The 11,213-nt window shown below is 61.8% G+C and carries 13 protein-coding genes and 3 pseudogenes; 14 read left to right on the top strand and 2 right to left on the bottom strand.

What is annotated here, in order from left to right; genetic code table 11:
- The 4 genes from BVER_RS34465 to BVER_RS23565 form a co-directional block, all read left to right on the top strand.
- Positions 1-256: hypothetical protein (locus BVER_RS34465; protein ID WP_232316727.1), on the top strand; the 256-nt coding region annotated here is incomplete at its 5' end.
- Between the two features lie 37 nt (positions 257-293).
- A complete protein-coding gene (locus BVER_RS23570; RefSeq protein WP_198155346.1) occupies positions 294-968 on the top strand; it encodes a TPM domain-containing protein in 675 nt (224 codons plus the stop codon).
- A gap of 38 nt (positions 969-1,006) precedes the next feature.
- Complete coding sequence (locus BVER_RS30550) at positions 1,007-1,729, top strand: hypothetical protein (protein ID WP_157056191.1); 723 nt, start codon at positions 1,007-1,009, stop codon at positions 1,727-1,729.
- 35 nt (positions 1,730-1,764) lie between these two features.
- Complete coding sequence (locus tag BVER_RS23565; RefSeq protein ID WP_198155347.1) at positions 1,765-2,370, top strand: LemA family protein; 606 nt, start codon at positions 1,765-1,767, stop codon at positions 2,368-2,370.
- Between the two features lie 63 nt (positions 2,371-2,433).
- Here BVER_RS23565 and gnd read toward each other — a convergent pair whose 3' ends face one another.
- The gene (gene gnd, locus BVER_RS23560; protein WP_050455345.1) at positions 2,434-3,840 is read right to left on the bottom strand and encodes an NADP-dependent phosphogluconate dehydrogenase; all 1,407 of its coding nucleotides are present in this window, start codon (positions 3,838-3,840) and stop codon (positions 2,434-2,436) included.
- 27 nt (positions 3,841-3,867) lie between these two features.
- Here gnd and BVER_RS23555 point away from each other — a divergent pair, with 27 nt between their 5' ends.
- From BVER_RS23555 to otnC, 10 genes and pseudogenes are all read left to right on the top strand, one after another.
- Entirely contained in the window at positions 3,868-4,101 is a 234-nt protein-coding gene (locus tag BVER_RS23555; protein ID WP_157056190.1) for a hypothetical protein, read from the top strand.
- On the top strand, positions 4,098-4,469 hold the full coding sequence (locus BVER_RS23550) for a hypothetical protein (RefSeq protein ID WP_198155345.1): 372 nt from the start codon (positions 4,098-4,100) through the stop codon (positions 4,467-4,469). The genes BVER_RS23555 and BVER_RS23550 overlap by 4 nt, the downstream gene beginning before the upstream one ends.
- Before the next feature lie 49 nt (positions 4,470-4,518).
- Complete coding sequence (panE, locus tag BVER_RS23545) at positions 4,519-5,454, top strand: 2-dehydropantoate 2-reductase (protein ID WP_050455343.1); 936 nt, start codon at positions 4,519-4,521, stop codon at positions 5,452-5,454.
- 99 nt (positions 5,455-5,553) lie between these two features.
- Positions 5,554-6,117 (top strand): chromate transporter, encoded by a 564-nt coding sequence (locus tag BVER_RS23540; protein ID WP_050455342.1) that lies wholly within the window; start codon positions 5,554-5,556, stop codon positions 6,115-6,117.
- On the top strand, positions 6,114-6,641 hold the full coding sequence (locus tag BVER_RS23535) for a chromate transporter (protein WP_050455341.1): 528 nt from the start codon (positions 6,114-6,116) through the stop codon (positions 6,639-6,641). Before BVER_RS23540 ends, BVER_RS23535 begins: the two co-directional genes overlap by 4 nt.
- A 61-nt stretch (positions 6,642-6,702) precedes the next feature.
- On the top strand, positions 6,703-7,041 hold the full coding sequence (locus BVER_RS23530) for a thioredoxin family protein (protein ID WP_050455340.1): 339 nt from the start codon (positions 6,703-6,705) through the stop codon (positions 7,039-7,041).
- Between the two features lie 87 nt (positions 7,042-7,128).
- Positions 7,129-7,833, top strand: coding sequence for a FadR/GntR family transcriptional regulator (locus BVER_RS23525; protein ID WP_050455339.1), 705 nt, complete (start codon positions 7,129-7,131; stop codon positions 7,831-7,833).
- Positions 7,834-7,855: 22 nt separating this feature from the next.
- Positions 7,856-8,749, top strand: coding sequence for an L-threonate dehydrogenase (gene ltnD, locus BVER_RS23520; RefSeq protein WP_050455338.1), 894 nt, complete (start codon positions 7,856-7,858; stop codon positions 8,747-8,749).
- Positions 8,749-10,028, top strand: a pseudogene (otnK, locus tag BVER_RS23515) (3-oxo-tetronate kinase). The gene ltnD and the pseudogene otnK overlap by 1 nt, the downstream one beginning before the upstream one ends.
- Positions 10,029-10,672 (top strand): annotated as a pseudogene (gene otnC, locus BVER_RS23510) (3-oxo-tetronate 4-phosphate decarboxylase).
- Between the two features lie 417 nt (positions 10,673-11,089).
- Here the strand turns inward: otnC and BVER_RS32810 are convergent.
- Positions 11,090-11,213, bottom strand: a pseudogene (locus BVER_RS32810) (IS5/IS1182 family transposase); the annotation flags it as partial.

Below are 11,213 nucleotides of genomic sequence, written 5' to 3'. Positions count from 1 at the left end.
TTCAGCTCAACGTCATGCCTCAACCTCTACTCGTGCGCTGCAGACCTGGCTGAGATGTGCGTTTACGTCTGCACCAGACTGCGTCGTCGGGTCCATTCCGGCAAATTCAATTTTGCAGATCAGACTAAGTAAATCCGTGCGGCGCGATTCGCGCATGCTGTTTAGACATGTGCAGGCCGTTGTTTCATACAAGATAAGATTTCGAGTGCAGAAAGATGCGGGGCCGATGGAGGACGGACAGAACGTGCTTGAGTGACCAAAGGGGAACGTCACGAAGCGGATGGCTCGCCTTCATGCTGTTTATGTTCGTCTCGTCGATTGTCTGGGCACCGGGCCGTGCACAGGCAAGCGAATCCGAGCCTGTCGAATCTGCCTGTTCACAAGCGGTGGCCGCCTCGCCAACGAGTTCCGCTTTCGCAGGTCCGGCCGCAGTCCCAGTATTGCGAACGCGCGTCACCGATCTGCCCGGCGCACTGTCGAAAGCCTGCAAGGACGAACTTGCCGCGCGTCTCCACGAAATAGAGTTGAAATCCGGGATTCAACTCGCTGTGCTACTGGTCGAATCGACCGGTTCCGTATCGATCGAAGAATACGCTGTGCAGGTTTTCGCGAAGTCGAAGCTTGGACAGGCGGGCGTCGATAATGGCCTGTTACTGGTTGTCGCGCTGAAAGACAGGCGAGTGCGTCTTGAGGTGGGGTACGGTCTGGAAGGGACGGTGACGGACGTGATCGCGGCGCACATCATTGCCTACGATATCAAGCCTGCTTTCGCGGCCAATCGATTCGAAGCCGGATTGCGCGATGCGGTCAACGATATCGCCGTTACGATAGGAGTGAATGCTCTGCGCGACGCCGCAACCGGCACCGCATCCGTTGGCAAGCCGCCAATGTTCCCGAGCTTGCAGGTGCGGATCAGTCGAACCGGGAAGACGAATCGGAACCATCGGACGCTTCGCTTTACGACATAAGGAACACGACCGTCGACGCGCCGGCAAAACGCGACGTGGTGAAGGATTTCGTCGACCGCGCGCAACAAGTTGCAGCGCTCGGCGCGGTCATGTTGATCAATCTCTTGCTCGGCGCGGGGATTGCACGGCAAAGGCTTTCGTGGCGCGGTTTGAGTGTGTCCACGATCCCCGGTTACATGCTCAACGTCGTCTTGCTCACCTCTACCCCGCACAGATGGTTCGGTCATGAGAGCGCGTTCGATGCGTGGTCGCTGGCGTTCTGGCTAGGCGCGTGTCCCTTAGCACTCGGAATGTTAATGGCTCGGTTCGACGGCGTTCGCAAATTTGTTTTCAACATAGCGGGACTGGTCTGTCTCGCTACGGCGGGCTATCTCGCAGTTTTTTCTGTTTCCGAGAAGTTGCCGCTTGCCATGGACGTCGCTGTCTTGGGCGGTGCATGCTCGCTCGTCGTCGCATGCTTTTATTTAATGGATCTCGCGTTTTTGTTTGGACTGTTCTTTGCCGGTGTGGATCTTTCGCCCTCCACTTCCGCGACGCGCGCCAGGTCGGCCACGCGATCCCGAGCGATATCGAAGTCCGGCAGTTCGCGTTCCAAAAGCTGGAGTTCGAGCCGCTCGAGTTCTGACAGATCGTGGACCGGAAGTTCATGGGACAGCACTTCATCATCGGATGGCGGTTCGTCCGCGGACAGCAGTTCGTCCGATTCCTTTTCCGGTGGCGGTGGGGACAGTGGTGGCGGCGGCGCTTCGGACAGTTGGTAAAACTCAATACAAGTTAAGAAGGACGGCAACAAATGATGAAGTGGTATCGGAGGCTGGCGGTATTGTGCTTGCTGATTACTCTGTCCGGATGCGGCTATAACGCCATTCAGACTTCTGACGAAAACGTGGATGCCGCCTGGTTAGAAGTGTTGAACCAATATCAACGGCGCGCGGATCTTGTCCCTAATCTCGCCGCAGCGGTGAATCGCTTCGCGCAACATGAAAGTACGGTTCTTACGGAAGTGTCAAGCGCCCGCGCCCGTGTCGGCAGCGTGCAGATGACGCCCGAAATGGCGAAAGACCCGGCCGCACTCGCTGCGTTCGATCAACGGCAAGGCGGTCTTTCGAGTGCGCTCGGACGGCTTATGATCGTTTCAGAGCGCTATCCCGAATTGAAGGCGGACAGCCTGTTTCGCGATTTGTCGGTTCAACTCGAAGGCACGGAAAACCGGATTACGGTCGCCCGGCATCGTTACATCGAGGCGGTGAAGATGTACAACTTGAGTATCAGGCGGTTCCCCGGCGTGCTGGTGGCTAAGGCGTTCGGTTACGTGCCGCGCCCGAATTTCAGTGTTGCCGATGCCGCTTCGATTTCGAATGCGCCGAAGCTCGAATTTCCGATGCAAGCGCCGTCGAAATAAGCGCTGTATACACAAAAAAAAGGGCAGCCCCAAAGCCGCCCCTTCCTTCATCCACGGATATCCTCACGCCCAATTCGCGTGAAAACTCCCTTCCTTATCCGTCCGCTCGAACGTATGCGCGCCGAAGAAATCCCGCTGCGCCTGCACCAGATTCGCGGGCAGACGCTCCGAGCGATACGCATCGAAATAAGCAATCGCCGATGAGGACGCCGGCACCGGAATGCCCGCCTTCACCGCCGCGACGACGACATCGCGCAGCGCGTCCTGATACTTCGCCGCGATATCGCTGAAGTACGGATCGAGCAGCAGATTCGCCAGTTCGGGATTCGTCTTGTACGCATCGGTGATCTTCTGCAGGAAGCGCGCGCGGATGATGCAGCCCGCACGGAAGATCTTCGCGATCTCGCCGTAATGCAGATCCCAGTTGTATTCTTCCGATGCCGCGTGCAGTTGCGCAAAACCCTGCGCATACGACACGATCTTCGACAGATACAACGCGCGCCGCACCGACTCGACGAACGCCGCACGATCGCCATCGAACTTAGGCGTCGGGCCGCTCAGCACCTTGGCTGCCGCCACACGCTGCGTCTTCAGCGACGACAGCACGCGCGCGAATACGGCTTCGGTAATCAAAGGCAGCGGCGCGCCGAGGTCCAGCGCGTTCTGGCTCGTCCACTTGCCCGTGCCCTTTTGCGCCGCGTGATCGAGAATGACGTCGACCAGATCCTTCCCGGTTTCCTCGTCCTTCTTCGAGAAAATCTTCGACGTGATTTCGATCAGATAGCTATCGAGCTCGCCCTGATTCCACTGGACGTACACCTTGCCGAGTTCCTCGTTCGACAGACCCGCCACGCGCTTCAGCACGTCGTAGCTTTCGGCGATCAGCTGCATGTCGCCGTACTCGATGCCGTTGTGCACCATTTTCACGAAATGGCCCGCGCCGTCGGGACCCATGTACGCGACGCACGGCTCGCCGTCCGGCGCCTTCGCGGCGATCTCGGTCAGGATCGGTGCGACGAGTTCACACGCTTCCTTCTGTCCGCCCGGCATGATCGACGGGCCTTTCAGCGCGCCTTCCTCGCCGCCCGACACGCCCGTGCCGATGAAATGCAGTCCCGACTTCGCGAGGTCCTGATTGCGTCGGATGGTATCGGTGAAGTGCGTATTGCCGCCGTCGATGAGAATGTCGCCCTTTTCCAGCAGCGGACGCAGTTGCGCGATGGTCTCGTCGGTGCCTGCGCCGGCTTTCACCATCATCAGAATGCGGCGCGGCTTTTCCAGCGACTCGACGAACTCTTCGAGCGTGTAGGTCGGCACGAGCTTTTTGTCGGGCTGTTCGGCAATCAGTTCGTCGGTTTTGGCGCGGCTGCGGTTGTAGACCGAAACGGCGTGTCCGCGGCTCTCGATGTTCAAGGCCAGATTGCGGCCCATGACGGCGAGGCCCACCACGCCGATAGCTTGTTTGCTCATGCTTGATCTCCGAAGTTCCGAAAAGCCGTGCGGCTCGTGGCGCGCGGCCTCGGGGTAAAAACGTATCGATGGATGCGGCGCGCCGAAGAGGTCGTCCTCGGGCGGCCGGCGCTGGCCGAAGCTCGACGGACCGCGCGCGGCGCGGGCCGGAACTCTACCAGCAGCGCGACCGTCGCGCGCAGCGGACCGATGGAATTTACCACTTTGAGCCTGATCGAGCAGGCCCCGCGCTGCCGTGCGGACGAATCCCACATAGAATGAACGGCCGAAACGGTCATCCCGAGAATATGGCGCAAGTCCGGCGCGCACGGCGTCATCACTATCACGTCTACGTCGTCCAATTGTCGGACATGGTCTGGAACGAAGCGCGCTTCCGGCGCGCCAACCCGGACTACGTGCTCGGCATGCCTTTCGTTTATGTAGGGATGACGGGCGTCGATCCCGACGTGCGTTTCGACAAGCACAAGGCGGGCATCCAGTCGAACCGCTATGTGCGCGAGTTCGGCCTGCGTTTGCTGCCGAACCTGTACGAGATGTACAACCCGATGCCCTACGACGGCGCGCGCGACATGGAAGTGGAATTGGCCATCGGCCTGCGGGAAGCGGGCTATGGCGTTTGGCAAGCTTGAACAGGCATCGAGCCTTCGGCGAGAACGAACCACAATAACGGAGCGAAACATGCGGATTCTGGTGGTAGGTGCGGGTGCGACGGGCGGTTACTTCGGCGCGCGGCTGCTGGCGAAAGGCAGGGACGTCACGTTCCTCGTGCGCGAGCGGCGCGCCGCCATGCTGCGCGAACGCGGCCTGATCGTGCATAGCCCGGTGAGCGAGCTCAATCTCGCCGATCCGCCGCTGGTTCTGTCGAAGGACATCGCCCAGCCGTTCGATCTCGTCATCCTCAGTTGCAAGGCCTACGATCTGCCGGGCGCGATCGAATCGTTCGCGCCCGCCGTCGGCCCGGACACCGCGATCCTGCCGCTGCTCAACGGCATGGCCCATCTCGATGCGCTCGACGCGCGTTTCGATCCCGCCAACGTGCTCGGCGGCCAATGTTCGATCGCCGCGACCGTCAACTCGGAAGGCGAGATCGTGCAGATGAGCAGCATGCACACGATGGTGTTCGGCGAACGCGCGGGCGGCCGCTCGCTGCGCGTCGAAGCGATCGAGGCACAACTCGGCGACGCCGGTTTCGATCTGACCGTCAGCGAAGACGTGCTCCAGTCGATGTGGGACAAGTGGGTGTTCCTTGCGACGCTTGCGACCGGCACCTGCCTGATGCGCGCGCCGATCCGCGATATTCTCGCCGCGCCCGGCGGCGAGGAAATCCTCAAGCGGCTCTTTATGGAATGCGAAAACGTCGCGGCCGACAACGATCATCCGCCGAGCGAAGCGACCATCGCGCGGGCGCGCTCGTTCTTCGGCGACCGCGAATCGCCGATGACGGCATCGATGCTGCGCGATCTGGAAAACGGCGCGGCCATCGAGGCGGATCACATCGTCGGCGATCTGATCGCGCGGCGTCGCTCGAAGCTCGAAGGCGCGTCGATGCTGGAGCTCGCGTATGCGCATCTGAAGGCGTATGAATCGCGCCGGGCGCACGCGTCGGCGGCGTAGGCTTTCAACGCGCTGACGTCGAAACCGGAACGCTTGGAGCGCGCGGACGCTCGCTGTACGCTTGCGGCTTTCCTATCCGCCGCGTCACGCGTCCGCGTTATGGCCCACGACACCACGCTCACCGAATCCACTCCGCGTCCGAGCATCGCGGAGATTTTCACCGGCTTTCTGACGCTCGGACTGATCGCGTTCGGCGGCGCGTTGCCGCTGGCGCGACGCGAAATCGTCGAGCGTCGCAAGTGGCTCGATGCCGACGAATTCACCGATCTGCTCGGCCTGTGCCAGTTTCTGCCGGGCGGCAACGTGATCAATCTGTCAGTCGCGGTCGGCATGAAGTTTCGCGGTTTGGCGGGCGCGCTGGCGGGGCTGCTCGGGCTGATCGTCGGGCCGTCGCTGATCGTGATCGGATTCGGCGTGATCTATCAGCGCACGCATCAGGATCCGCGTATCGCGCATCTGTTCGCAGGGCTCGCGGCGGCTGCGGCGGGCTTGCTGGTCGCGATGTCGGTCAAGATTCTTCTGCCTTTGCGGCACAAACCCGAAGCGGCCGTGATCGCCGCGTTGATGTTTATCGCCATCGCGTTTCTGCGCACGCCGCTGCTTCCGTCGATGCTCGTGCTCACGCCGATCTCCGTTTTTATCGCCCGCAAGGTGGGACGATGAAAGACACGCTGCTTTCGCTTGCCGGCATCTTCAGCCAGCTTTCGCTGCTCGCGTTCGGCGGCGGCAACACGATTCTTCCGGAGATGCAGCGGCAGGTCGTCGAAGTGCATCAATGGATGAGCAAGGCCGATTTCTCCGCGCTGTTCGCGCTCGCGCAGGCCGCGCCGGGACCGAACATGATGGTCGTCACGCTGATCGGCTGGCACGTCGCGGGATGGCCGGGCGTGCTGGTGACGTCGATCGCCAAGTTCGGGCCGTCGTCGTGCGTGACGATTTTCGCGATGCACGCGTGGGAGCGGTTCAAGGATCGCCCGTGGCGGCGCTATATCCAGGTCGGGCTGGTGCCAATCACGGCGGGGCTGGTCGCGGCGAGCGCGCTGCTGATCGCGGAGGCGTCGGACGGCACGGCGGTGCTGGTCGACATCACCGTCGCGGTGGCGGTGTTGTCGTACAAAACGAAGCTGCATCCGTTGTGGCTGCTGGCGGCGGGCGCGTTGATCGGGCTGACGGGCTTCGGGCAATAAAGGGTTGAGCAGCGATTCCGCCGTTCCCTGAAAATAGAACGATCGAAAAGAGGACAGCGCCATGAGCATGAACACCGAATACGCGAAAACCGCACCCGAGCGCGCCGAGATCGATGCGCTGACCGCGCCGACCGTCGTCGAGTTCGGCACGGACTGGTGCGGCCACTGCCGCGCCGCGCAGCCGCTGATCGCGCAGGCATTTCAGGGTCACGGCGATATCGCGCATATGAAAATCGAGGACGGCAAAAGCCGCGCGCTCGGCCGATCGTTCCGCGTGACGCTCTGGCCGACGCTTGTCTTCATGCTCGGCGGCAAGGAAGTCGCGCGCGTGGTGCGTCCGCGCGATGCCGCCGAAGTGCGCGACGCGCTCGCGCTGATCGACGAACCACTCGCGCAATAAGACCGGACCAAGGGTTATCCCTTGGTCGAGTTGTATCTCAAAAACTTGTATGATGACCCGATGACCTTACAAGCCCCGCCGATCACGATGTTCGAAAAGATCCCGCCGCGCGCGCTGAGCGACACGGTCGCGCAGCAGTTGCAGCAGCAGATCGAAGCAGGCAGTTTCGCCGAAACGGGCAAGCTGCCGAGCGAGGCCGTGCTCGCGCAGGCGTTCGGCGTGAGTCGCACGGTGATTCGCGAAGCGGTGTCGCGGCTGAAAAACGAGGGCATGGTCGAGCCACGGCAGGGCAGCGGCGTGTTTATCGTCGAGCGCAAGGGCATTCGGCCGCTGCGTATCGATTACGCGCAGGCGGTCGAGCCGGGCGCGGTGCTGCATATCCTGGCCTTGCGACGCGCGATCGAAGCCGAAGTTGCATCCGAAGCCGCCACGCGCCGCACCGATGCGCAGATGATCGCCATCGACGCGGCCCTGGCGCGCATCGCGAAAGCCGTGCGCGAAGGGCGCGATGGCGTCGCGGAAGACGTGGCGTTTCATCGCGAGATTGCGAGCGCGACCGGCAATCCGTATTTCCTGAAAACGCTCACCTTCCTGAATCAGTATCTCGAAGCCGGCACGCTCGTTACGCGCGGCAACGAGGCGCTGCGCGAGGACTTCATGCGTCAGGTGCTGGAGGAGCACGCGGCAATCGTCGAGGCGATTCGCGCGCAGGATCCGCAGACCGCGCGCGCCGCCGCGCAGACGCATCTCATCAACGCCGCGCGCCGGTTGGCGGAAGCGGGCATCGCTTGAACATTTGAATACGAGAAACGAAATGGCGAAAAACGTCGGAGTGATCGGGCTGGGTACAATGGGCATGGGCGTTGCGCGCTCGCTGTTGCGCGCGGGTTTTGCGGTGCATGCATGCGATGTGCGTCAGCACGTGCTCGATGCGTTCGCGAAGGAAGGCGGCATTGCGTGCGCGACGCCGGCCGAACTGGGCGCCAAGTGCGATGTGGTGGCGACGGTCGTCGTCAACGCGGCGCAGACGGAAGCGGTCTTGTTCGGCGAGAACGGCGCCGTCGCGGCGATGAAGCCCGGCAGCGTGGTGCTGGCGTGCGCGACGGTCTCGCCGCAATTCGCGATCGATCTGGGCAAGCGCATCGGCGAGAAAAGCGTGCATATGGTCGATGCGCCGCTGTCCGGCGGCGCGGCCAAGGCCAATTCCGGCGAGATGACGATGATGACCTCCGGCCCCGCCGATGCCTACGCCGCCTGCGAAGACGTGCTGAACGCGATCGCGGGCAAGGTCTACCGCCTGGGCGACGCGCATGGCGCGGGCTCGAAGGTGAAGATCATCAATCAGTTGCTGGCGGGCGTGCATATCGCCGCCGCCGCCGAAGCGATGGCGCTCGGCCTGCGCGAAGGCGTCGATCCGGACGCGCTGTACGACGTCATCACGCATAGCGCGGGCAATTCGTGGATGTTCGAAAACCGCGTCCCGCACATTCTGAAGGGCGACTACACGCCGTTGTCGGCCGTCGATATTTTCGTGAAGGATCTGGGTCTGGTGCTCGACACGGCCCGCACGAGCAAATTTCCGTTGCCTTTGTCGGCGGCGGCGCATCAGATGTTCATGATGGCGTCGACCGCGGGTCACGGCGGCGAAGACGATTCCGCAGTCATCAAAATTTTTCCGGGTATCGAAGTCCCGAAGGGAGCGAAGTAATGGCGCAGGCACTGCTCGGCTGTATCGCCGATGATTTCACCGGCGCGACCGATCTCGCCAATATGCTGGTGCGCGGCGGCATGCGCACGGTGCAGAGCATCGGCGTGCCGCCGGTGGGAACGCAGATCGAGGCGGACGCGCTGGTCGTCGCGCTGAAGTCGCGCACGATCGCCGCCGAGGACGCCGTGCAGCAATCGCTCGAAGCGCTGCAATGGCTGCGCGGACAGGGTTGCCGCCAGTTCATCTTCAAGTATTGCTCGACTTTCGATTCGACCGACAAGGGCAATATCGGCCCGGTCGCGGACGCGCTGCTCGATGCGCTGAAGGACGATTTCACCATCGCGTGCCCGGTGTTCCCCGAGAACGGCCGCACGATCTTTCGCGGCAATCTGTTCGTCGGCGATGTGCTGCTGAACGAATCGGGCATGGAGAATCATCCGCTCACGCCGATGACCGACCCGAATCTCGTGCGCGTGTTGCAGCGTCAGACGAAATCGAAAGTCGGGCTGATTCGCTACGACACCATCGCGAAGGGCGCGGACGCGATTCGCGCGCGCATCGACGATCTGAAGAAGGAAGGCGTGCGTCTGGCCATCGCCGATGCCGTGTCCGACGCGGATCTCTACACGCTGGGCGAAGCGTGCCGCGATCTAGCGCTGATCACGGGCGGCTCGGGCATCGCGCTCGGCTTGCCGCAGAATTTCCGCGCGGAGAATCTGCTGACGCACGCGGAGCACGCCGCCGATCTGCCGAAGATCGACGGTTTGTCGGTGGTGCTGGCGGGCAGCGCATCGAAGGCGACGAACGCGCAGGTCGCGGAATGGAACGCGTCGCGGCCGAGTTTCCGTGTCGATCCGCTGGCGTTGTCGCGCGGCGAGCCGGTCGTCGAGCAGGCGCTCGAATTCGCGCGCGGCCACATGAAGAACGACGAGACCGTGCTGATCTACGCGACGTCACATCGCCCGACGAAGTGAAGGCGGTGCAGAAGGAACTGGGCGTGGAGAAGGCGGGGCATCTCGTCGAGGACGCGTTGGCGTCGATTGCGCGCAAGCTGCGCGACGAGGGCGTGCGCAAGTTCGTGGTCGCGGGCGGCGAGACATCGGGCGCGGTGGTGCAGGCGCTGGACGTGACGTCGTTGCGCATCGGACCGCTGATCGATCCGGGCGTGCCGGCGACGCAATCCATCGGCGCCGGTCCCGACGATGCGCTGGGACTCGCGCTCAAGTCCGGCAATTTCGGCACGACCGATTTCTTCGACAAGGCTTTGAAGGCACTGTAAATGGCATCGAAAGAGAGTGTGATCCGCGAGGAAATTTGCGTCACGGGCAAGAGCCTGTACGAGCGGCGTTATACGGTGGGCAGCGCGAGGAATATCAGCGCGCGGCTCGAGGATGGCTGGCTCATCACGCCGACCGCGATGCATGCCTTGGACGGCTCGATCCGGCGGATATCGCCAAGGTCGATTTGCAGGGCAATCATGTGTCCGGTGGACGGCCTTCGAAGACGCTGGCGCTGCATCGGCGGATCTATGAGAACAATGCTTCCGCGCATGGTGTCGTGCATACGCATTCCACTTCGCTTGTGGCTTTGACGCTTGCCGGCGTTTGGTCTCGCGATGACGTCTTGCCGCCTATCACGCCTTACTATGTGATGAAGGTCGGGCACGTTCCTCTGATTTCCTATCGCCGGCCTGGCGATCCTGCTGTTGCTGAAGAAGTTGCCGCTTTGGCTTCTAAAGTGCGTGCGGTTTTGCTTGAGAGGCTTGGGCCCGTGGTTTGGGAAAAGAGCGTTTCGCACGCTTCCTATGCGCTCGAAGAGCTCGAAGAAACGGCTCAGCTTTATCTTTCGGTTTTGCCTCGGCCGGAGGGGTTGCCTGGCTCGGCTATTGAGGAGCTCGTTAGTACGTTTGGAGCTCGGTGGTAAGTTGCTTAGGGTTTTTGTTGGTTTTATGCAGTAGCCGCCTCCCCGGCGGAGGGGTCACTTTCTTTGCGGCGGCAAAGAAAGTAACCAATGAAAGCCGCTTGCCGATCCTAAGCACCTTCTTGAGCGGCCGCGGCACAGGAATTTAGACTTGGCCCGGCAATAGCGAGTGCTTTTGCAGTGTGTTCGGTTAGTGGCTCCCATGCGATTCGCGCTTTCTCGCCTGAGAAGGTAACGGTCCCCTTCGGCATACTCCGGCCTCGCTTCGCGGCCGGTTTAGGTCAGCATGGGCCACTGGCAGGTGATCAGCGAAACGACCTCGAATGCGGCATCGCGTTTATTGTTATTCGGCCCTACCTCGGTCAACGCTTCGACGAAGAGCGCGGGCCACGCAGCGCTAAGCACTTAAGTTTCTTGTTCCTAGGTCCTGTTTACATTTAAGAGCGGCCCGAAGGCAGACACGATGGAGACAAAGGTGAGGTAGCTGTGGGCGAGTTTGTCATATCGAGTGGCGACGCGACGAAAATGCTTGATACGCTTAAAG

The organism is Candidatus Burkholderia verschuerenii, assembly GCF_001189365.1.
GTDB classification, from domain to species: Bacteria; Pseudomonadota; Gammaproteobacteria; order Burkholderiales; family Burkholderiaceae; genus Caballeronia; species Caballeronia verschuerenii.
The sequence above is the reverse complement of the archived record's forward strand: the minus strand, read 5'-3'. Positions and strand labels throughout refer to the sequence as shown.

Coding starts and splice junctions, on each gene's coding strand:
- BVER_RS23570 (WP_198155346.1), top strand. CDS start 294: ATGCTGTTTATGTTCGTCTCGTCGATTGTCTGGGCACCGGGCCGTGCA.
- BVER_RS23565 (WP_198155347.1), top strand. CDS start 1,765: ATGAAGTGGTATCGGAGGCTGGCGGTATTGTGCTTGCTGATTACTCTG.
- gnd (WP_050455345.1), bottom strand. CDS start 3,840: ATGAGCAAACAAGCTATCGGCGTGGTGGGCCTCGCCGTCATGGGCCGC.
- BVER_RS23550 (WP_198155345.1), top strand. CDS start 4,098: ATGAACGGCCGAAACGGTCATCCCGAGAATATGGCGCAAGTCCGGCGC.
- panE (WP_050455343.1), top strand. CDS start 4,519: ATGCGGATTCTGGTGGTAGGTGCGGGTGCGACGGGCGGTTACTTCGGC.
- BVER_RS23540 (WP_050455342.1), top strand. CDS start 5,554: ATGGCCCACGACACCACGCTCACCGAATCCACTCCGCGTCCGAGCATC.
- BVER_RS23535 (WP_050455341.1), top strand. CDS start 6,114: ATGAAAGACACGCTGCTTTCGCTTGCCGGCATCTTCAGCCAGCTTTCG.
- BVER_RS23530 (WP_050455340.1), top strand. CDS start 6,703: ATGAGCATGAACACCGAATACGCGAAAACCGCACCCGAGCGCGCCGAG.
- BVER_RS23525 (WP_050455339.1), top strand. CDS start 7,129: ATGTTCGAAAAGATCCCGCCGCGCGCGCTGAGCGACACGGTCGCGCAG.
- ltnD (WP_050455338.1), top strand. CDS start 7,856: ATGGCGAAAAACGTCGGAGTGATCGGGCTGGGTACAATGGGCATGGGC.